17 protein-coding genes are annotated in these 20,123 nt (G+C 74.3%); 7 read left to right on the top strand and 10 right to left on the bottom strand.

Going from position 1 to position 20,123, the window contains the following annotated elements:
• Positions 1 to 6: 6 nt before the first annotated feature.
• Positions 7 to 3,690: a hypothetical protein gene (locus ABEB06_RS37895; RefSeq protein WP_345701497.1), complete on the bottom strand. Its 3,684-nt coding sequence runs from the start codon at positions 3,688 to 3,690 to the stop codon at positions 7 to 9.
• Between the two features lie 81 nt (positions 3,691 to 3,771).
• On the opposite strand from ABEB06_RS37895, the gene ABEB06_RS37890 reads away from it, so the two are divergent.
• From ABEB06_RS37890 to ABEB06_RS37880, 3 genes are read left to right on the top strand one after another with little or no spacing between them, the layout of a single operon-like run.
• Positions 3,772 to 5,049, top strand: coding sequence for a CHAT domain-containing protein (locus tag ABEB06_RS37890; protein WP_345701496.1), 1,278 nt, complete (start codon positions 3,772 to 3,774; stop codon positions 5,047 to 5,049).
• A 2-nt stretch (positions 5,050 to 5,051) separates the two neighbouring features.
• On the top strand, positions 5,052 to 5,339 hold the full coding sequence (locus ABEB06_RS37885) for a hypothetical protein (RefSeq protein WP_345701495.1): 288 nt from the start codon (positions 5,052 to 5,054) through the stop codon (positions 5,337 to 5,339).
• Positions 5,336 to 5,965 (top strand): hypothetical protein, encoded by a 630-nt coding sequence (locus ABEB06_RS37880; protein ID WP_345701494.1) that lies wholly within the window; start codon positions 5,336 to 5,338, stop codon positions 5,963 to 5,965. Before ABEB06_RS37885 ends, ABEB06_RS37880 begins: the two co-directional genes overlap by 4 nt.
• A gap of 54 nt (positions 5,966 to 6,019) precedes the next feature.
• On the opposite strand, the gene ABEB06_RS37875 is transcribed toward ABEB06_RS37880, so the two are convergent.
• The 8 genes from ABEB06_RS37875 to ABEB06_RS37840 form a co-directional block, all read right to left on the bottom strand.
• Entirely contained in the window at positions 6,020 to 6,289 is a 270-nt protein-coding gene (locus ABEB06_RS37875; RefSeq protein WP_345701493.1) for a hypothetical protein, read from the bottom strand.
• Positions 6,290 to 6,475: 186 nt separating this feature from the next.
• A complete protein-coding gene (locus ABEB06_RS37870) occupies positions 6,476 to 6,775 on the bottom strand; it encodes a hypothetical protein (protein ID WP_345701492.1) in 300 nt (99 codons plus the stop codon).
• Positions 6,776 to 6,843: 68 nt separating this feature from the next.
• Entirely contained in the window at positions 6,844 to 9,153 is a 2,310-nt protein-coding gene (locus ABEB06_RS37865; protein ID WP_345701491.1) for an arylsulfatase, read from the bottom strand.
• A complete protein-coding gene (locus ABEB06_RS37860) occupies positions 9,150 to 10,718 on the bottom strand; it encodes an ABC transporter ATP-binding protein (protein ID WP_345701490.1) in 1,569 nt (522 codons plus the stop codon). Before ABEB06_RS37860 ends, ABEB06_RS37865 begins: the two co-directional genes overlap by 4 nt.
• Positions 10,715 to 11,563 (bottom strand): ABC transporter permease, encoded by an 849-nt coding sequence (locus tag ABEB06_RS37855; RefSeq protein ID WP_345701489.1) that lies wholly within the window; start codon positions 11,561 to 11,563, stop codon positions 10,715 to 10,717. The genes ABEB06_RS37860 and ABEB06_RS37855 overlap by 4 nt, the downstream gene beginning before the upstream one ends.
• A gap of 6 nt (positions 11,564 to 11,569) precedes the next feature.
• On the bottom strand, positions 11,570 to 12,505 hold the full coding sequence (locus tag ABEB06_RS37850; RefSeq protein ID WP_345701488.1) for an ABC transporter permease: 936 nt from the start codon (positions 12,503 to 12,505) through the stop codon (positions 11,570 to 11,572).
• Positions 12,506 to 12,509: 4 nt separating this feature from the next.
• The gene (locus tag ABEB06_RS37845) at positions 12,510 to 14,096 is read right to left on the bottom strand and encodes an ABC transporter substrate-binding protein (RefSeq protein WP_345701487.1); all 1,587 of its coding nucleotides are present in this window, start codon (positions 14,094 to 14,096) and stop codon (positions 12,510 to 12,512) included.
• A gap of 95 nt (positions 14,097 to 14,191) precedes the next feature.
• Entirely contained in the window at positions 14,192 to 15,142 is a 951-nt protein-coding gene (locus tag ABEB06_RS37840; protein ID WP_345701486.1) for a TauD/TfdA dioxygenase family protein, read from the bottom strand.
• Between the two features lie 525 nt (positions 15,143 to 15,667).
• On the opposite strand from ABEB06_RS37840, the gene ABEB06_RS37835 reads away from it, so the two are divergent.
• The 3 genes from ABEB06_RS37835 (at position 15,668) to ABEB06_RS37825 (ending at position 18,213) form a co-directional block, all read left to right on the top strand.
• Positions 15,668 to 16,429, top strand: a complete 762-nt coding sequence (locus tag ABEB06_RS37835) for an SDR family NAD(P)-dependent oxidoreductase (protein WP_345701485.1) — start codon at positions 15,668 to 15,670, stop codon at positions 16,427 to 16,429.
• A gap of 211 nt (positions 16,430 to 16,640) precedes the next feature.
• Positions 16,641 to 17,495, top strand: coding sequence for an SMP-30/gluconolactonase/LRE family protein (locus tag ABEB06_RS37830; RefSeq protein WP_345701484.1), 855 nt, complete (start codon positions 16,641 to 16,643; stop codon positions 17,493 to 17,495).
• Entirely contained in the window at positions 17,488 to 18,213 is a 726-nt protein-coding gene (locus ABEB06_RS37825) for a class I SAM-dependent methyltransferase (RefSeq protein ID WP_345701482.1), read from the top strand. The genes ABEB06_RS37830 and ABEB06_RS37825 overlap by 8 nt, the downstream gene beginning before the upstream one ends.
• A gap of 108 nt (positions 18,214 to 18,321) precedes the next feature.
• Here ABEB06_RS37825 and ABEB06_RS37820 read toward each other — a convergent pair whose 3' ends face one another.
• Positions 18,322 to 18,993, bottom strand: a complete 672-nt coding sequence (locus tag ABEB06_RS37820) for a class I SAM-dependent methyltransferase (RefSeq protein WP_345701481.1) — start codon at positions 18,991 to 18,993, stop codon at positions 18,322 to 18,324.
• A 92-nt stretch (positions 18,994 to 19,085) separates the two neighbouring features.
• Here ABEB06_RS37820 and ABEB06_RS37815 point away from each other — a divergent pair, with 92 nt between their 5' ends.
• Entirely contained in the window at positions 19,086 to 19,943 is an 858-nt protein-coding gene (locus tag ABEB06_RS37815; RefSeq protein ID WP_345701480.1) for a maleylpyruvate isomerase family mycothiol-dependent enzyme, read from the top strand.
• Positions 19,944 to 20,123 lie beyond the last annotated feature (180 nt).

Here is a 20,123-nt window from a genome sequence, read left to right as displayed (position 1 = left end):
GTGGAACTACATCGGATACAGGTCGAGCCGGTCCCGCGCCGCGACCAGCTGCCGGGCCAGCTCCGGGGCGCGCTCCTCCACCGCGTCGAGGTCGGTGCGCAGGTCGAGGAGCTGGGCCCACAGCACGCCCCGGCCCTGTTCGAGCAGTTCCACCGCGGTGTCGAACCGCCCCGCCGAAACCGCCGTGGCCGCCGCCTCGCCCGCCAGGCCGTGCCAGCGTGCCAGGCGCCGCTCACGGTCCGTCCGGGAGGCGCCCAGGGACACGGCGATCCGCTGCAGCAGGACGGCCGCCTTGTACGCTTCCAGGGACGACGGGTCGCCGGCCTCCGTGGCGAACTCCGCCCAATCGACGGCGGCGGCCAGCCGCGCCTCCGCCTGCCCCGTCGGGTCCGTCGCACCCGCGCGCCAGCTCTCGACGGCCTCCTCGGCGTCGGCCGGGTCACGGGTGAGCGCGAACCGTTCCGCCAGGGCCCTGCCCAGGGCCACCCGCAGGAGCACCTCGGCGTGGCCGCGGTGCTCAAGACCCTGCCGGCACAGCAGGACGGACATCTCGAGGTCCTCGGGCGCCCCGGAGAACCGGTAGCGGTCCTGCAGGAGGGAGACCAGGTTGATCACCATCTGGCCCAACCCCGCGTGGTCCCGGGCGGCTTCTCTGGCCTGCATGCCGAGCTCGATGGCCGCGTCGAGGGCGGCGGGGTCGCCGTCGTCGCCCAGGTCGCCGGCCTGCCGGGCCTTGATCTGACCGAGGACGTCCAGTGCTCTGGCCCGTGACGGATGACCGGCCGGGGAGCGCTCCAGGGCCTCCGCGGCCGCCGTCCACGCCTCGGTCAGGTCGCCGTCGTCGCCGTTGAGCGTGTGCCGCCTGCGCAGTGCCATCGCGAGGTTCAGCAGCCGGGACGGGCGGTCCTGGTGCGCCGGGGAGGTGGCGTCGACGGCGGCCCGGATGCACGTGATCGCCTCGTCCAGGTCCTCCTGGGTGCCGAGGGACTCGTGGCGCCGGGCCAGGGTGGCGCCGAGATTGGACAGCGCCGTGCCCCGGTCCTCGCTCTCGGTGAGGCCCACCACGTCCCTGGCCAGCCGGACGGCCCGGTGGAGGTCGTCCGGCTGCCCCAGGGTCTCGTACCGGCTCAGCAATGCGCTGCCCAGATGGCTGACGCCGGCGAAGTCGGAACTGGTCTCGGCCGCCAACCGGCCGTACCGGATCGCCTCGTCCAGATCGGCTCTGATCGCGGTGCTCTCGTGGCGCTCGCGCAGGGCCGCGCTGAGGTCGGACTGCCACCTGCCGAGTTTCTCCGGGTCCGCGTTGCCGTGCCGCAGTGCTTCGTAGCCGTGCGCGACGGCCTCGTCGAGGTCGGCGAGCCGCGCGGTGCGCCGGTAGCGGAACCGCAGGAGGTAGCACAGCTGGGCGTGCGCCCGGTGCTTGGCCCGCTCCGGGACCGAGGTGTCCTCGAGCATGTCCGCGCAGAGCTCGACCGCGGTGTCGAGGTCGAGCTGGTCGCCCGTCCGGGCATTGCGGAGCTGGAGCAGGGACGCCACGGCGCTGCGCAGGAAGGCCGCGGCCTCCGGATCCGTGGCGACCTCGGCGGCGGTCCGTGCTTCCTCCAGCATCAGGTCGGAGTCCTCGGCGCTCCCGCTCACCAGGTGACGCTGCGCGTACAGCTCCAGGAGCCCCAGCGCGAGGTGCAGCTGCCGACGGCTGCTGAGCGGGCCGATGGTGCGCGCCTCGGTGTAGGCGTCGACCGCACGGTCGAGATCGTCGAGGTCCTCGGTGTGCCGGTAGCGGTGCTGGAGGAGTTCACCCAGGCCGCCGAGGAGAACCGCCCGGTCCCGGTCGCCCTCCGGCCGACCGGTCGCACCGCTCCCGTCCCCGCCGAGTGCCCGTGTGAACGTCTCGGCGGCCTCGTCGGCGACGCTCGTGTCGAGGGTGAGTCGGAAGAGGTGGGTCAGGGCCAGGCCGAGGGCGACCTGCCCGCGCACCTCGCCGTCCCGGGCGGCGTCCCGCGCGGCCGCCACCGCCGCGCGGACCCGCTGCTCCGCCGCCGGGGCATTGTCGGCGGTCGCCGCCAGCACCAGAGCCAACTCGGCCTGGAACTGCGGGAGCAGCGGGTCGTCGGGCGGCGTCGCCGCGATGGCGTCCCGCAACAGCTCTGTCGCCTCGTCGAGCTGCACGTCGTCCTGGTCCAGCCGGGCCAGGAGGTGCAGCGATCTGCCGAGCCCGGCCCGGTGGACCGCCGCCGTCCGCGGGTCGACTCCGGCATCCTCCTGCACGGTCTTCCGGCCGAGCGCCACCGCCTCCTCGATCAGGGGTCGCTCGCCCGTCATCTTGTGGTGCTGGAACAGCTGTTGACCGAGCGCGTGGAGGTCCTGTGCGCGGCCGTGCTCGCCGGGCGGACCCGCCGCTGCGGCCCTGGCGGCCGCGGTCGCCTCCGCCATCAGCACCGGGTCGTCCTGCGCCTGCGCGAGCGCGGCGAGCGCGGCGGACAGCCGCCCGTAAGCCACCTCCTGACCGGCATGACCGGCGAAACCCGCGGCGGCCCGACGCGCGGACGTCACGGCTTCGACCAACTCACCCCCAGCGAGGAGGAGCTGGCTCAGCCCCGATTCGCAGCGGGCCAGCTCCAGCGGCTCCCCTCGCATCCGGAGCGCGGCACGGTAGTGGTCGATCGCCTCCCGGTCGCCCACGGCCGACAGTGCGTCACCCAGGCGTCGGAGCGTCGCGACGTCGGAGCCGCTCGCCAGCGCGTCCCGGCACACCTGCACTCCCTCGCGCAGCAGGCCGGGGTCGGCGGCGGTGCCTCCGAGCTCCCCCAACACGTCCGCGAGCTCGCCCTGGAGCTGCTTGCGGATCGGCCCCGCGGGCGCAACCGCAACAGCCTCCCGCCAGGTCGGCACCGTCTCGACGAGCAGCCGCCGCTCTCCGGTGGCCCGGTAGAGATCTTGTGTGTTGATCGCCGCCATGGCGAGGTAGTAGGCGGGCCTGTCGCCGGCCGAGCCCCGGACGGCCTCGGCCAGCTCCCGGTCGACCGGCACGGCGGCCTCCAGGGCCGCCACCACGCCGGTCCGGTCGTACTGAGTCCGGAGCGTCGTGGCGAGCGCGGCGAGCCGGGCCGGCCGATCGGCATGCCCGGGGGGTGCCGACTCCAGCAACTCCCGCCGCAGGTCGACGAGTTCCGGATAGACCGTGCGGTCGTTCAGTTGCTCCCCGGCGAGGTCGAGCAGGCCGGCGAGGTCGGCCGCGCGCCGCTTTCTCCGGGTGTCCGGGCTTGCGGTACGACGCAGCACCCGCCGAGCGGCGCCGATGGCGTCGTCGAGGACCTTGCGATCCGGGTTCCGCTCGAACACCATCCGGAGCAGTTCCACAGCGGTGAGGAGCACGAGGTCGGCGGACGGGTGGTCGTCCGCCATCGTCCTGACCGCCTCCGTCACCAGCTGGGTGACCAGCGCCAACTCCTGGGTCCCCTCCGTCACCCCGTACAGCGTCCACACGGCACGCCCGAGGTCCATGAGCAGCACCGGGCGGATCGGGTCCTGCGGCACGCAGACCCGGACGCCCTGCTGCAGGATCGTGATGGACCGCAGGAGCAGATCGAGATCGTCGGGCCGCTCCCGAAGGCTCTCGTAGAGTGCGGCGCCCTCCCGACAGAGGCGTGCGGCCTCGCTCGAGCCACGTCGGTCCTGCGTGTCCGCCACGTCGGCTCCTCGCTGTGCCATCCAGCCGAAAATCTCCAACTGCTCATGTTCTACTACGTTCTGACGGTAAGAGAGGAACGCATGGCGGAACCGCTTGATGACCAGATCGCCGCTGCAACCGCCTGGGAGAAACTGCTCGACCGGATCCGGGAGGTGGAGGGGCTCGAGGACTTCCTGAAGCCGCCGCGCCTCGACGACCTCAGGCCGACGGTCGAGGGCCCGGTGGTGATGGTGAACGTCGGACGCGCGCGGTGCGACGCCCTGGTGGTGAGCGCCACCGACGTGCTGCCCGTCCCGTTGCCGGGACTCACCACGGCCTCGCTCCGGCGGACCGCCGGCGACTACCTGACCGCCGTGCACGTCGTCGAAGCGGCTCGGGCGCAGCTCTTCGAACTCCACCGCCGGCTCGTCGAAGGCGACCCGGACCCGGAGGTCTTCGGCGCCTACGAGGACCTGCGGTTCGAGCTCACCGAACGCATCGAACCGGCCTTGGAGAAAACGCTCCGTCACACGCTCGGCTGGCTCTGGGACGTGGTGGCCGAACCGGTACTGACCGCCCTGGACCTCCAGCCGCACCACGGGCCCGGCGCGCCGCGCATCTGGTGGTGCCCCTCCGGTCTGCTCACGCTGCTCCCGCTGCACGCCGCCGGCCACCACGACCAGCCGGGCCGCAGCGTGCTCGACCGCGTCGTGTCGTCCTACACCCCGTCGCTCCGGGTACTCCGCCGGGCGAGCCGGCCTCGTGCCCGCGACGACGGAGGCGGCCCCGGGCGGATGCTGGTCGTCACGCTCCCCCACACACCCGGCCAGGCACCGCTGCCGAACTCCGCCGCCGAACGGCGCCTCCTGGAGGAGCTGTTCGAGATCGACCGGCGGACCGTCCTGGAGGACTCCGCCGCCACCCGGGACCGAGTGCGGACAGAACTGCGGACCCACCGGTACATCCACCTGAGCTGCCACGGCACCCAGGACCTGGCGAACCCCTCGCTGGCCCGCGTGCTGCTCGCCGACGGCCCGCTCTCGGTCGCCGACCTCGTCGCGGACGGCTTCGAGGCCGAGTTCGCGTTCCTCTCCGCCTGCAAGACCGCGACCGGCGGCGTCTCCCTCCCGGACGAGGTGATCACCCTCGCCTCCGCCGTCCACCACCTGGGCGCCCGCCACGTGATCGCCACCCTGTGGTCCGTCAGCGACCCGGCCGCCGGCTTCGTGGCCGACCGCCTCTACCGGAAGCTGACCGAGGACGGCGACTTCGACCCCGACGGCGCCGCCCGGGCACTGCACGCGGCCGTCCTCGACCTGCGTGACCGCCACCGCGACCGGCCGGGCATCTGGCTTCCCTTCACCCATACAGGACCCTGACCGTGACGCAGCTTCCCCTCCCTTACCAGCCGACCAACGATCCGACCTTCGCCACGACCGCCGCCACCACCTTCGAGGTCGACGACACCTACGAGGGCGCGCTCGTGGTCAGTGGTCCGTGCCCCCGGTGCGGGGCGCTCCTGGAGGTGTCCGTGTTCGAATCGATCGTCAGAAGTGCCGGCGGACAGCCTTCCGGTCCCGTACTCATCGTCTGCGACTGTGCGGACCAGCACCCGGGCCGGCCCGAGAACCGGCGCGGCTGCGGTGCCTACTGGAACGTCATCCTGTGACCCGGCGTCCGTTTCCGGGACCCGCGGCCACGCCCGAGCAGCACCGCCGGGCCGAGGAACGCGCCGAACTGCTGCGGACGGAGCTGGCCAGGATCCGCAGCGCCGCCCTCGCCTGGCGCAACGGCTTGGCCGCTCTGCTCACCGGACTGATCGGATTCGGACTCGTCAAGGGCCGCTCGGACGTAAGCACCCTCGACCACCGCTGGGCCGTGGCGGTCGGCCTGATCCTGTTGACGGCCCTGGTCGGCGGCGCGGTCGGCGCGGCGCTGCTGCTCCGGGCAGCGCACGGCCGCTTCGGTGTCGTCCCGCTCAGCAAGGTTCCGCCCCTCGATGTGGGCAACCATCTCGAGGCGGTGGCCTCTGCACACGCGCTCAAGCGGGGCATCGCCGCCACCCTGACATGCGCGGCTCTTCTCGTGGTCGCCGTCGCGGCCACCTGGTACGGGCCGGCCAAGGAGGACCCGCGCCTGCGACTCGACTTCACCGGCGGAACGGCCTGCGGGAAGATCCTCCGGATCGCGAACGGCGCTGTCGTGATCGAAGCGGAGAACGGGGAGCTGACCGTCCCGCTCGACCAGCTCCGGGCCGTCAAACCCGTCGACGCCTGCTCACCGGCGAAGCCATAGGGTCCGGGCCGTCCCCAGCCCGGCCGGCCTGGCCAGCAGGCCACCCGGCCGGCATCAGGGCTGCCAGGTGCCCAGCGCGCGGGCGAGCTGCTCGTGCTGCTCGCGGCCGATGCCCCGGGCGAGGCGGATCCGGGTGCGCGGGCTGCCCGGGTCGTCGCACAGCAGGACGCCGGGGTACGTCGCCCCGCCGCCGCCGAGCGGCGAGGCGCCCGGCAGCGACCAGCGCGCCGGGTCCCACAGCGGGTGGCCGACCAGCAGCCGCTCCGCCGGCCGCGGCGCCTCCCCGGCCGGCACGCCGACCCGGACCAGCGCCTCGGCGACCACCGCCGCCGCCTCCTCGGGCAGTTCCTCGTCCCCGAGCGCGGGCAGCAGGAGCAGCAGCCGCGCGGACGGGTCGTGGACTCCGGGCGCCGCGAGGTCCGGGGTGCCGGCGATGTGCGCCAGCTCCCGCCAGGCGAGCCCGGGGCCGGCCTGGTGCCCGTCGATCGTGGCGAGGTAGCCGTGCCGGCCTCACGCGGGGTGGCTGACGACGTACTCCGTCCCCTCGTCCTCGGGGACGTTGCGGCCCACCACCACCGCGCTGTGCCCGCCGCCTAACGGGATCCGGAAGACCGGCCATCGCTCCACGTCCGTCAGCGCCCCGTACGCCGCGTCGGCGTCGGCCGCGTCCACCCCGAACCACTCCGGGGCCGGGTCGTCGCCGTCCTCCGTCTCGCACAGCCACAGCAGGTGGGCCGCCCAGAACCCGGGCAGGGCGAGCAGCGCCTCCCCGGGCACCAGCGGGTCGTCGTCGTGCCCGTCGATCAGCACGCGGCCCAGCCTACGGAGACGACCCGGCCCCGGCGGGGGGCCGGGGCCGGGTCGCGGTTGTCCGTGGGTCACTCGAAGGCGGCGGCGGCCTCCTGGAGGGCGCGGACGACGGTCTCCGGGTCGTACGGGGCGGGCGGGCCGGGCACGTAGGTGACGGAGCGCAGGGCGCCGGTGTAGCGGAAGGTGCCGTGGCGTTCGTACAGCGGCCAGGAGACCGGGGACTTGCGGTCGATGCCGACGCTGATGCCCTGGAAGGGGGCCATGCCGATCAGCTGGTGGACCGGGCCGAGACGGCCGGTCTCCGCGCCGTCGACGAGCAGGCGGAACCGCCACTTGAGGTCGGCGACGGCGCGCGCCTCCAGGGTGACGGTGTGCGCGCCGGGGGTGAGCCGGCCGCCGTCGGCCTCGTGGAGGACACCGTACTCGTTGTAGGCGAGGCGCAGCCGGCCGTCCTCGACGTACACGCTGTACCCGCCGCCCTGGTCGCCGTGCGAGACCAGGACGCCGGCATCGTCGGGGCCGTGGGCGGTGAGGTCGGCGACGACGTCGAAGGAGCGGAAGGAGATGAGGCGTGAGGAGCGGTAGCGTTCCAGTTCGGGGGTGCCGGCGAGCAGGGTGAGGGGCCGTCGCAGGCGTTCGCCCTCGGCGGGGTCGCGCAGCGCGAGGGCGCCGCTGCCGTCGGCGAGCGGGAAGACGCCGTTGCGCCAGGCGGCGTCCTCCCAGGCGCCGGCGAGCTCCTTGACGATCTCGGGGTGGTCGGCGGCGACGTCGTCGATCTCGGTGGGGTCGGTGCGCAGGTCGTACAGCGCCCATTCGCCGTCGTCGTACGGGGTGCCGGGGCGGTGCAGGGTGACGAGTTTCCAGCCTTCGCGGTAGTAGCTGCGGTTGCCGGTCATCTCGCAGTACTGCTCGCGGTGGGTGCTGTCGGCGTCGGCGGAGCGCAGGACGGCGGCGAAGCTGGTTCCGTCGAGTTCCTCGACGCCGTCGGGGCGCCGGACGCCGGCGAGTTCGAGCAGGGTGGGCAGCACGTCGGTGACGTACTGGTACTGCTGCCGGACGCCGCTGTCGCCGTGGGCGCGCGGGAGTCCGGCGGGCCAGGAGAGGACGAACGGCACCCGGACGCCGCCCGCGTAGGTCTGGCCCTTGTAGAGCCGGAACGGGGTGTTGGAGGCCATGCCCCAGCCGCGCGGGTAGTGGACCAGGCTCTGCGGGCCGCCGATCAGCTCGATCTCCCGCTGCACGTCGGGGTTCCAGTCCTCGGGCAGGCCGGGGTGGTGGACGAAGCGGCTGAAGTAGCTGCGGGTGCCCTCGGGCCCGCCCTCGCCGGTGCCGCCGTTGTCGGAGGTGAACAGGACGACGGTGTTGTCGAGTTCGCCGAGCGCGTCGAGGGTGTCGAGGAGGCGGCCGAGGTTCTGGTCGACGTTGTCGACCATGGCGGCGTAGACCTCCATGTAGCGGGCGTAGAGCTTGCGCTGGGCGTCAGTGAGCTCGTCCCACGGCCCGACCTCGTGCCCGCTCTCGTGGTTGCGCCCGGGCAGCCGGGTGCCGGGCGGGAAGTGGCCGGCGGCGAGTTGGCGGGCGAAGCGTTCGCGGCGCAGTTCGTCCCAGCCGTCGTCGTAGCGGCCGCGGTGCCGGGCGAGGTCCTCGGGCTTGGCCTGCAGCGGGCCGTGGACGGCGTTGTGGGCGAGGTAGAGGAAGAACGGCTTGTCGGCGTCGTGCGCGCGCAGCGCCTTGATCGAGGAGATCGCCTGGTCGGTGATGTCGTCGGTGTAGTAGTAGCCGTCGGGGAACTCGTCGATGTCCAGCGGGGTGTTGTCGCGGACGAGCTGGTGCGGGTGGAAGAGGCTGGTGAGGCCCTCCAGGACGCCGTAGTACTGGTCGAAGCCCTTCTGCAGCGGCCAGTTGGAGCGGTCGTCGGCCGCGTTGGAGGCGGAGTCGCGGGTCAGGTGCCACTTGCCGACGGCGTAGGTGGCGTACCCGGCGCCGCGCAGCGTCTCGGCCAGGGTCGGGATGCTCGGCGCGATCTCCATGCCGTAGCCGGGGAAGCCGGGGTCGGCGTTGGCGACGAAGGAGTAGCCGACGCGGTGCGGGTTGAGGCCGGTGAGCAGCGCGGCGCGGGCCGGTGAGCAGAGCGGCATGGTGTGGTAGTTGGCGAGGCGCACGCCGTCGGCGGCGAGCCGGTCGAGCGTCGGGGTGGGGACCTCGGAGCCGAACGGGCCGATGTCGCTGTAGCCGAGGTCGTCGACCAGCACGACCACGATGTTGGGTGCGCCCTCGCGCGGGCGGGGCTTGGCGGGCCAGGCCGGGACGGACTCCCGGAAGGTCCGGCCGACGGTGCCGGGGAAGCCCTCGTACGGGTCGCGGCGGGTGGTGCTCATGCGGTGCTCCTGGTGGTGGCGGTGAGGCGGGGTGCCGCGGCGAGGAGTTCGGCGGTGTAGGGGTGCTGCGGGTCGGTGACGACCCGGTCGGCGGGGCCGGTCTCGACGATCCGGCCGCGGTGCATGACGGCGATCCGGTGGCTGACCTGCCGGACGACGGCGAGGTCGTGCGCGATGAACAGGACGGCGAGGCCGAGTTCGCGCTGCAGCCGGGCGAGCAGGTCGATCACCCGGGCCTGGACGGAGACGTCGAGCGAGGCGACCGGCTCGTCGCAGACCAGCACGCGGGGTTCCGGGGCGAGGGCCCGGGCGATGGCGATCCGCTGCCGCTGGCCGCCGGAGAAGGCGCGCGGGTGGCGGTCGGCCATCTCCGGTTCCAGGCCGACCTGCCGGAGCAGCCGGGCGACGCGTTCGGCCCGGTCGGGCAGCCGGTGGGCGATCAGCGGCTCGGCGATGCTCTGGCCGACGGTGAGGCGCGGGTTGAGCGAGGCGTACGGGTCCTGGAAGACGAACTGGATCTCCCGCCGGTCACCGGCGGCCAGCGGCCTGCCCCGGTAGAGGATCTCGCCGGCGGTGGGTCGGTGCGCCTGGACCAGGGCGCGGGCCAGGGTGGACTTCCCCGACCCCGACTCGCCGACCAGGCCGAGCGTCTCCCCGGGGTGCAGCTCCAGGTCGACGCCCGCCAGTGCGGCGTGCTTGCGCCGGCCGCGCCCGTACGTCTTGCCCAACTGCCGTACGGTCAGCAGCGGTTCGTCGCCGGGTGTGCTGTTCCCGGCGGCCGCCGAGGGGGTCTCCAGGCGCGGTACGGCGGCCAGCAGCTCCCGGGTGTACGGGTGCTCGGGGCGCTCCAGGACGTCCTCGGTGGCGCCCTCCTCCACCACCCGGCCGTGGCGCATCACCAGCACCCGCCGGCAGGTGCGGGCGATCACCGCCAGGTCGTGGCTGATGACGACCAGCGCGGTGCCGGTGCGGCGGTTGATCTCGCCCAGCAGGTCGAGGATCTGCCGCTGGACGGTCGGGTCGAGGGCGGTGGTCGGCTCGTCGGCGACCAGCACCTCGGGGTCGTTGGCCAGGGCGAGTGCGATCATGACGCGCTGGCGCTGGCCTCCGGAGAACTCGTGCGGGTGGTCGCCCAGGCGCCGGGCGGCGTCCGGGATGCCGACCAGGTCGAGCAGTTCCAGGGCCCGTTCGGCCCGCTGCGCCCGGCCCGCGGTGCCGTGGGCGCGCAGCGCCTCGTCGAGGTGGCGGCCGACGGTGAGGGCCGGGTTGAGCGAGGACATCGGGTCCTGGAAGACCATGGCGATCCGCCGGCCGCGGACGCCGGTGAGCTCCCGTTCGGTGAGCCCGGCCAGGTCGCGGCCGTCGAGCAGCACCTGCCCGCCGGTGACGGCGCCGCCCGCGGGCAGCATCCGCAGCAGCGCGAAGGCGGTGGTGGACTTCCCGGAGCCGGATTCGCCGACCAGGCCGAGGGTGTCGCCGGGGGCGAGCGTGAAGCTCACCCCCGAGACCGCCTCGGTGGCGCCGAAGCCCACCCGCAGGTCGCGGACGTCGAGGATGGCGGTCATCGGCGGATCCCCCTGTTCAGGGCCTCGGCGATCAGGGTGAAGCCGAGCACCAGCGCGGTCACCACGAGCAGCGGGGCGGCGGCGAAGGCGGGGTGGGTGGCCAGGTAGGCCATGGACTGGCTGAGGATGCCGCCGAGCGAGGGCTCGGGCGGGCGGATGCCGACGCCGAGGAAGCTCATGGCGCCCTCGATGAAGACGGCGAGGGAGAGCGAGACGGCGGCCTGGACGACCAGCGGGTCGACGGCGTTCGGCAGCACGTGCCGCAGCAGGACGCGGGTGCGGCTCGCGCCGCCGATCCGGGCGGCGAGGGCGTAGTCGCGTTCCCGCTGGGCGGCGATCCCGGCCCGCAGCTGCCGTCCGAAGCCGGGGATCTCGGCGAGCGTGATGACCACGATCACCGGCCAGCGGCCGGGGCCGAGGGCGGCGGTGACCGCGATGGCGAGGATCAGCCCGGGGAAGGCGAGCACCAGGTCGAACCAGCGCTGCACGGCGAGGTCGGCCCAGCGGGAGGTGGCGGCGAGCAGGGCCAGCGCGACGCCGAGGGCGGCGCCGAGCGGGACGGCGGTCAGGGTGATGGAGAGCGAGGTGCCGATGCCGTGCAGGACGCGGCTGAGCAGGTCGCGCCCGAGGTCGTCGGTGCCGAGCGGGTGCGCGGCGCTGGGCGCGGCGAGGGCGTCGGGGCCCTGCGCGGTCGGGTCGGTGCCGGTGAGCAGCGGGGTGAGCAGCCAGGCGAGCAGGACGGCGCCGACCAGGGCGAGGCCGGTGAGTCCGCGCGGGGTGAGCAGTCCGGCGAGGTAGCGGTTGCGCGTCCGGACCGGGCGTACGGGGAGGGCGGTTGTGGTCATCGGCGGCTAATCCCACCTGATCCGGGGGTCCAGCCAGGCGTGCACCAGGTCGGTGAGCAGCTGGACCGCGACGTAGACGGCGACGAGCAGCAGGAGCAGGGCCTGGACGACGGGGTAGTCGCGGCGCAGGACGCCCTGTTCGGCGAGTTGGCCGAGGCCGGGCCAGGCGAAGATGGCTTCCACCAGGACGGCGCCGCCGAGGAGTTGGCCGATCAGCAGGCCGAGGACGGTGACCGCGGGCGGCAGGGCGTTGGGCAGCACGTGGCGGCGCAGGATGCGGCCGCGCGGGACGCCGAGCGCGGTGGCGGTGCGGACCCAGTCCTCGCCGAGTGCCTGGTCGACGCTGTCGCGCAGGTAGCGCGCGAGGACGGCGGCGCTGGGCAGGGCGAGGCAGAGGGCGGGGAGCAGCAGGTACTGGAGGCCGATGTCGGGCTGGTCGAGGACGGACTGGTGGCCGCCGGCGGGCAGCAGGCGCAGGCCGACCGCGAAGACCAGCACCAGGACCAGGCCGGTGACGTACGGCGGCACGGCGAGCAGCAGGGAGGTGAGCAGGCGCAGCAGCGCTCCGCCGCGGGTGCCGGTGCCGGCCAGGCCGAGCGGGACGCCGAGGGCGACGACCAGCAGCAGGGCGCCGAGGGTGAGTTCGACGGTGGCGCCGAGGCCGTTGCCGATCAGGTCGGTGACGGAGCCGCCGATGGCGTAGCTGGGTCCGAGGTCGCCGGTGAGCAGGTCGGCGAGCCAGCCGAGGTACTGGGCGGGCAGGGGTCGGTCGAGCCCGAGCCGGGCCCGGACGGCGGCGACCGCCTCGGGCCCGGCGTCGGGTCCGGCCAGGGTGGTGGCCGGGTCTCCGGGGATCAGCCGCAGGATCAGGAAGATCGCGAAGGAGGCGAGCAGCAGGACCAGCAGGGCGGAGGGCAGGCGGCGGGTGAAGAGTGGTCTCATCGGTTCAGGCCGCCAGGTAGGCGTCGTCGAGGTTGAGGTAGTTGAACTTGTTGAGGGTGGCGCCGTGCACCTTGGCGGCGGCGACCTCGACGAGTCCGGCGATCGCCAGGTCGATCACGAATTCCTCGTCGAGCAGGGTGTCGGTGATCTTCTGGTAGAGCGCCTTGGCCTCGGCGCTGTCGCTGTCGGCGCGCTTCCAGGCCTGCTGGACGATCTCGGTGTACGCCGGGGAGGCGAACTTGGAGCTGTTCTTGGCCTCGTTGAACGGGTACGCGCTGACCGCGAGGGTGGCCGGGTGCAGCTGGGCGAAGCCGTGGCTGAGGGTCCACAGCGCGGGCATGGACTGGGCGATCAGCTGCTTCTGCATGGTCGGGGAGTCGGTGGGCTGCAGCACGGTCTCGATGCCGACCTGCTTGAGGTCGTACTGGACGATCTGGGCGATGGCGGTGGACTCGGGGGTGTTGGAGTGCGCGAACGGCAGCGTGATGGTGCCGGTGATGCCCGCCTCCTTGAGCAGGGCCCGCGCCTTGTCGGGGTCGTGCCGGTACCGGCCGGCGTCGGCGTCGCTGTACGCGGGCGAGGACTTGGGCCAGGGCGCGGCGGAGACCAGGCCGTAGCCGCCGAGGGCCTGCTGCACCAGCCGCTCGCGGTCGACGGCCCAGGCGATGGCCTGTCGGACGCGCTTGTCGCCGACGTGCTCGGCGGTGACGTTGGCGCCGACGTAGACCGCGCCGGAGCCGGTGTCGTACGGGGTGATCCGGAACGAGGAGTTGCCCTTGAGGGTGGCGACGTCCTTGCCCTGGATGCCGTAGGAGAGGTGGCTCTGACCGGTCTTCAGCGAGGAGAGCAGCGATTCGGCCTGCGGGATCACCCGGATCTCCACGCCGTCCAGGTAGGGGCGGCCGGGGTTCCAGTACTTCTCGTTGCGGACCAGGGTGACCGAGGCGCCGGGGCTGCGCTTGGTCAGCAGGTACGGGCCCGTGCCGATGAACTGCTTGCCCGCGAGGGCGTCCTCGACGGTCGCCGAATCGGCGATGATCATGAACTCGAAGAGGTCGAAGAGGTTGCTGACCGGGTGGGCGAGGACCAGGGTCAGCTCGTGGTCGCCGTTCTTGCGGAAGTCGGTGACGGCGGCCGCGGTCGCCCTCAACTGGGCCGACCGGGCGGGGTTCTGGAGGTTCTTGACGGCGAAGATCACGTCGTCGGCGGTGAACTTCCGGCCGTCGTGGAAGGCCACGTCCTCGCGCAGCTTGAAGGTGATGCTCTTCCCGTCCGCGCCGAGCTGCCAGGAGGTGGCCAGCTCCGGCTGCGGCTGGAGCTTGTCGTCGTACCGGGTCAGCGTGTTGTAGACGAGGCGCTGCACCAGCGTGTTGGCGCTCTGCGCGAAGAGCAGGCTCGGGGTCAGGTCGACGCCGGTCGCCACGGAGAGCGTGCCGCCCCGCCGCGGCGAGGCCGCGGCCGTGTCCGCCGCCGTGTCGGCGGCGGATCGGCACGCCGCGAGGGTCACCAGCCCGCCTCCCGCCAGCGCGGCGCGCAGCAGGGTACGGCGGGAGAGCCCGGACGACGGCGTGGACGGGGTGGTGGCAGCCATGACGGCCCTTTCAGGTTGGGTCTGTTGCTGGGTGGGAGAAGGAGGGGAAGAGCGCCCGGTGCGGCCGGCCCGCGGCCGCACCGGGGTTTCACCGGCTAGGAGTTGGCGGGCTCCAGCTGCTCGGCCGGGACCAGGCCCGGGACGGCCGGCGGCTCGGTGGGCTCCAGCAGGCGGCTCGGGGTGCCGTCGACGCCGACCGGCAGGTCGCCGTCCAGGGTGATCCGGCGCACCAGGCGCGGCTGGTCGCCGTAGTCGTTGACCGCGTAGTGCTGCGTGGCGCGGTTGTCCCAGATCGCCACGTCGCCGACCTGCCAGTCCCAGCGGACGGTGTTCTCCAGGCGCTCGACGTACCGCTGGAAGATGCCGATCAGGGCGCGGCTGTCGGCGCCCGAGACGCCCTGGATGCGCTGGGCGAACGCGCCCAGCAGCAGGTTGCGCTCGCCGGTCACCGGGTGGACCCGCACCACCGGGTGCTCGGTCTTGAAGGCGGTCGACACGAACACCTTCCGGAACAGCTCGGCGACCTCCCGGTTCTCCGCCAGCTCCGGGGTGAGCGCCAGGCTCGCCGCGTAGTCGTAGTCGTTGGTGTGCACCGCCCGCAGGCCGTCCGCCAGCGCCTTCAGCGGCTCGGGCAGGTCCTGGTAGGCGGCCGCGGTGTTGGCCCACACCGTGGAGCCGCCCGCCTCGGGCAGCTCCAGCGCCCGCAGGATGGACGCCTTCGGGTAGGACGGCACGAAGGTCACGTCGGTGTGCCAGTTGTTGGCCCGGACGCCCTTGGTGGCGTCCAGTTCGAAGATGTAGCGGCCGTCCGCGCTCGGTACCGTCGGATGGCCGACCGGCTGGCCGAGCAGGCGGGCGAACGCCTCCTGCCCGGCGTCGTCCAGGTGCTGCTGGCCGCGGAAGAACAGCACCTTGTGCCGGTACAGGGCGCCCTCGATCGCGGCCACGGTCTCGGCGGACAGGTCTCCGCCGAGGCGGACGTCGTGGACGATCGCTCCGATCCGGCCGGCGGCGGGGGTGAGGCGGAGGTCGACAGCGGTGGTCATGGCATGGCTCCTCGGGAGACGGCGCCCGGGTCGGGGCGTACGGGGGTGCGGGGTGTGACGGAGGGCGGCACGGCACGCCGCGGCGGCCCGCACGGCGGGCGGCAGGGCAGTACCGGGGGAAGGGGAGGGCGGCGATCCGGAACGGACGTCAGAGACGGATCGCGCAGGCGCAGCGACAGCAGGGGGAACAGGGACAGGCGGCACGGACGGCGGCGTTCATCGTTCCCCCTTTCGGCTGGTGGGCTGCGGTCGACCGCCATCCTGGGGAACGCCGGCCGCCCCTGTCAAACACCATCTCGCCTGGTGGGAACGGGTATTGCGCAATGTTTCGCCATGTTGCGGACGATGGCGGTCCGATGTCCGCGGGCGCCCGCCCCTTGCCCGACGGCCCGTCACCTCCCTAGCTTCGGTGGTGCACGGACCGCCGTCGGCGCCACGATCCGCCGCTCCGTCGGGCCGGTCCCGGTCGTGCCAGTCCCGGTCGTGCCGGTGCCCGCGCGACCCCCACCCGCCCAGGAGCCCCCGTTGACCCGCCCGCAAGACCTCGTCGACCGCGTCGCCGTGGTCACCGGCGCCGCCCACGGCATCGGTGCCGCCGTCACCGCCGAACTGGCCGCCCGCGGCGCCCGGATCGTCGCCGTCGACGTCTCCGGGTACGTCTCGCGGCTGGCCGAGCCCGGCCTGCTGACCCCCCTCCGGGCGGACGTCACCGACCCGGGCACGCCCGCCCTCGTGCTGGCCGCCGCCGCGGACCTCGGCGGCCCGGCCTCGATCCTGGTGCAGGCCGCCTACGAGGGCACGCCCGCGCCGCTCGGGCAGCCCGACGAGTCCTGGCACCGCACCTTCGACCTGGTGCTCTCCGCCGCCCGCCGCCTGGGCACCGCCTTCGTCGCCGCCCGCGACCCGTCCGGCCCGGCGACCATCGTCCACCTCGCCTCCCCGCACGCGCACGGCGCCGTGCCCGGCTTCGCCGCGTACGCGGCCGCCAAGGCCGGGCTGCTCGCGCTGACCCGGGCCGCCGCCGTCGAGTGGGGGCCGCTCGGGGTGCGCTGCAACGCGGTGGCGCCCGGTTTCGTCCCGGTGGAGCGCAACCGCGACGTGTGGAGCGATCCGGAGCTCGGCGACGCGCTGCGCAGTGCCTCGCCGCTGGGCCGGTTCGCCACCGTCGGCGAGGTCGCCCGCGCGGTGGCCTTCCTGGCCTCCGAGGAGTCCTCCTTCGTCAACGGCGCCTGCCTGGCCGTGGACGGCGGGATGGCGGCGATGCTCCCGGAGGCCCTGCTCCGCTGAGCCCCGCGGGCGTCACGGGCGCCACCGACCGTGCGGGCGTCACCGGTCGTGCGGACGTCACCGGCGCCACCGGCCCTGCGGGCGTCGGACGTGCCACGGACCCCGCGGGCGCCGGGCGCATCGCGGGCGGTGCGGGCGTAACCCGTGCCCTCCGGCCGGTCAGCAGGTAGCGTGATCCCACCCGTCGTCCCAACTGCCCCGGAGACCGCACGTGTTCGCCGAAGTCGCCGACTCCGCCCGACTCGCCCTCGGTGAGGGGCCCGTGTGGGACGCCGCCGCCGCGCAGCTGCGCTGGATCGGCATCCCCGACCGCTGCGTGCTCAGCCACGACCCCTCCACCGGACACACCGTCCGCACCGGACTCGACACCGTGCCGGGGACGTTGGCGATCGGCGCGGACGGCGGCGCGGTCCTCGCCACCGAGCGCGGCTTCGAGCGCCTCGACCTCGCCACCGGCCGCACCGACCTGCTCGCCGCCGTCGAACCCGACCGCCCGGACCGCCGGATGAACGACGGCAAGTGCGACCCGTACGGGCGCCTGGTCGCCGGCACCATGCAGTTCGACGAGCCGCGGCTGCCCGGCCCGCTCTACCGCCTCGGCGCGGACGGCGGCGTGTCGGCCGTCCTGGACGGCCTGGCCATCCCCAACGGCCTGGCCTGGCCCGAGCCGGACCGCCTCTGGTACATCGACACCCCGACCCGCCGGATCGACCTGTACGCCTACCCCGAGCACGGTCCGGTCGGGCCGCTGATCCGCTCGATCGACGTCTCCCGCATCCCGGGCATGCCCGACGGCATGACCCTCGACGCGGACGGCAACCTGTGGGTGGCCTTCTGGGACGGCTGGGCCGTCCACTGCCTCTCCCCCGCCGGCCGCGTCCTCGCCACCGTCGAGCTGCCCGTGCCCCGCCCGACCAGCTGCACCTTCGGCGGGCCCGGACTCGACACGCTGTGGATCACCACCGCCACCAGCTCCCGGCACCCCGCCTCCGGACTGCTCTTCCGCGACGCCCCGGGCGCCAAGGGCCTGCCCGCCCAGCTCTGGTCGGGCTCCTCCGGTGGCTGACGAGGAGTTCCGCCACCCCCGGCTCGCGGCCGTCCACGACCTGCTCGAACCGGACCGCGGCGACCTGCTCCCCTACCGGGACCTCGCCCTCGGCCTCGGAGCGGAGCGCGTCCTGGACATCGGCTGCGGCACGGGCTGCTTCGCACTGCTGCTGGCCGACCACGGCCTGGACGTGGTCGGCGTCGACCCGGCGGAGGCCTCCGTCGAGGTGGCGGAGCGCAGACCGGGCGCCGACCGGGTCCGCTGGATCCGCGGCGACGTGACGGCCCTGCCGCCGCTGCGGGTCGACCTGGTCACCATGACCGCCAACGTCGCCCAGGCGATCGCCGCGCCCGAGGCGTGGCGGCGGACCCTCCGGGGTGCCCACGACGCCCTGCGCCCCGGTGGGCACCTGGTGTTCGAGACCCGCGACCCGGCCGCCCGCGCCTGGGAGACCTGGAACCGGGCGGCCACCCACCGGGTGGTCGACCTCCCGGACGTCGGCGCGGTCGAGTACTGGGTCGACCTGCTGGCCGTCGACGGGCCGCTGGTGACCTTCCGCTGGACCTACCTCTTCGCCGCCAACGGGCAGCGGCTCACCTCCGAGTCGACCCTGCGGTTCCGCGAACGCCCGGAGGTCCAGGCGGACCTGACGGCGCAGGGGTTCCGGCTCCTCGACGTCCGGGATGCCCCCGACCGGCCCGGTCGGGAGCTCGTCTTCCTCGCCCGCCAAGCCTGATGACCCCGCCCGGCCCGATCACCCCGCCCGGTCTGATCACCCGCCGGATCCGATCACCCCGCCGCGCCTCGCCTCACCCCGCCGTGCCTCACCCCGCCAGGTCGAGCCTCACCGCGCCCGCGCGATCAGCGCGTAGCGCTCGTCGGTGACCGGGCCGCCCCACAGCACCGGCCGGTCACCCAGCGGTTCGACCCGGAGCCCGGCCACCAGCGGGCGGACGGCGTCCGCCAGGTCGGCCGCGCCCACCCCGCCGTTCCACGGCAGCCGCTCCGCCCCGGCGACGTACGGGCCCGGCTCGGCGGCCTGCGCCCAGCGGCCCTCGACCAGGACCAGCGTCCCGCCCGGGCGCAGCCGGTCGACCCAGGCGCGCAGCGCGGCGAGCGGGTCGGGCAGCGTCCACACCAGGTGCCGGGAGAGGACCGCGTCGAACTCCGCCCCGCCGGTCGGCGGCGCCGCGGCGTCCCCGACCAGGAAGCGGCCCGGGAGACCCGCGGCGGCGAACTTGGCGCGGGCCTGCTCGACCATCCTCGGCGCGAGGTCGACGCCGGTGACCCGGTGGCCGGCCTCGGCCAGCAGGCGCGAGAGCGAACCGGTGCCGCAGCCCACGTCCAGCACCTCGCGCGCCCCTTCCGCCCCTTCCGTCCCGCCCGGTAGCCAGTCGGCCAGGCACTCCGCCCACGCCGTACGCGTCGCCTCCTCCCGCAGTCCGTGGTCCGGCTCCTCGTCGAACGCCTCGGCGGCAGCGTCCCAGTAGGCCCTGATGGCAGCAGATTCGGTCATCCACCGATCCTCCCGGCCGGCACTGACAGCCCCTGTCCAACCGACCCTACTGGGCGGTAATCTGCGGGCCCGTCCACTGCCAGGGGAGCGCCATGGGCACCGCCACGACCTTCGACCCGGCCACCGAGCACGCGCGCACCCGCGCCGCGCTCGCCGCGGTGATCGACCGCCTCGTCCGACTCCTCGACGCGGTCCCCGACCGTGACGCGGCCTCAGGCGTCCCCCACTGGACGGTCGGCGACGCGGGCGCCCACCTCGCCGCCGTCCACCTGGGCTTCAGCGCCGTCGCAGCCGGCGAGCCGATGGACTGGGACGCCCTGGTCCCCGCCGGCGACCTCCCGTTCCAACGGCGCATCGCCGACGTCAACGCCGTCGCCATCCAGCTCTTCGACGCCGAGCAGCGGGCCGGGCTCGGCGCGCACGTCGCCGACCGCGGCGCCCTCTTCCTGCGCGCCACCGCCGAGCTCTCCCCCGGCACCCCGCTCCGTACCCCCTGGTACGGCCCCGACCAGCACCTCACCGTCGCCGCGGCGACCGGCCTGCTGCTCAGCGAATCGCTCGTCCACGGCCTGGACATCGCCCGCGGCGCCGGGCTGCCGTGGACGATCGCACCCGAGGACGCGAGCCTGGTCCTCGGTCAGGCCATGCCGACCATGATGCCGCTCGCCCTCGACCCGGTCCGGGCCGCCGGCGTCAGCGTCGCCTTCGACCTCGCCCTCAGGGGCGGACCACGCCTGGCGGTCGTCGTCGACGACGGCCGCGCCACCGTCACCCGCGACGCCCCGCCGCGCGCGTACGACTGCCGGATCACCGCCGACCCGACCGCCTTCCTCCTCGTCTCCTTCCGCCGCACCCCGATGTGGAAGGCCGTCGCCACCGGCCGCATCCGCGCCACCGGCCGCCGCCCCTGGCTCGCCCCCGGCCTCAGCCGCCTCATCTCCGCGCCCTGACCCGCCATCGGTCCGCCCGACCCCACCTGACCCCCCGTCCGCCCGTCCGCCCGTCCGCCCGTCCGCCCGTCCGCCCGTCCGCCCGAGCGTCGCGCCACCTCCTCCTCCCCTGTGCTCTCCCCCACCTGACCCCCCGTCCGCCCGGGTGTCGCGTCGGTCCCTGCCGGCACCTGCGGCGAT

The sequence above is a fragment of the Kitasatospora terrestris genome (assembly GCF_039542905.1).
GTDB classification, from domain to species: domain Bacteria; phylum Actinomycetota; class Actinomycetes; order Streptomycetales; family Streptomycetaceae; genus Kitasatospora; species Kitasatospora terrestris.
This window is presented reverse-complemented; position numbering and strand designations above follow the sequence as displayed.

Bases quoted from the DNA above. Each gene is read 5' to 3' on its own strand.
- ABEB06_RS37890 (WP_345701496.1), top strand. From the start codon at position 3,772: ATGGCGGAACCGCTTGATGACCAGATCGCCGCTGCAACCGCCTGGGAG.
- ABEB06_RS37865 (WP_345701491.1), bottom strand. From the start codon at position 9,153: ATGAGCACCACCCGCCGCGACCCGTACGAGGGCTTCCCCGGCACCGTC.
- ABEB06_RS37860 (WP_345701490.1), bottom strand. From the start codon at position 10,718: ATGACCGCCATCCTCGACGTCCGCGACCTGCGGGTGGGCTTCGGCGCC.
- ABEB06_RS37855 (WP_345701489.1), bottom strand. From the start codon at position 11,563: ATGACCACAACCGCCCTCCCCGTACGCCCGGTCCGGACGCGCAACCGC.
- ABEB06_RS37850 (WP_345701488.1), bottom strand. From the start codon at position 12,505: ATGAGACCACTCTTCACCCGCCGCCTGCCCTCCGCCCTGCTGGTCCTG.
- ABEB06_RS37845 (WP_345701487.1), bottom strand. From the start codon at position 14,096: ATGGCTGCCACCACCCCGTCCACGCCGTCGTCCGGGCTCTCCCGCCGT.
- ABEB06_RS37840 (WP_345701486.1), bottom strand. From the start codon at position 15,142: ATGACCACCGCTGTCGACCTCCGCCTCACCCCCGCCGCCGGCCGGATC.
- ABEB06_RS37820 (WP_345701481.1), bottom strand. From the start codon at position 18,993: ATGACCGAATCTGCTGCCATCAGGGCCTACTGGGACGCTGCCGCCGAG.
- ABEB06_RS37815 (WP_345701480.1), top strand. From the start codon at position 19,086: ATGGGCACCGCCACGACCTTCGACCCGGCCACCGAGCACGCGCGCACC.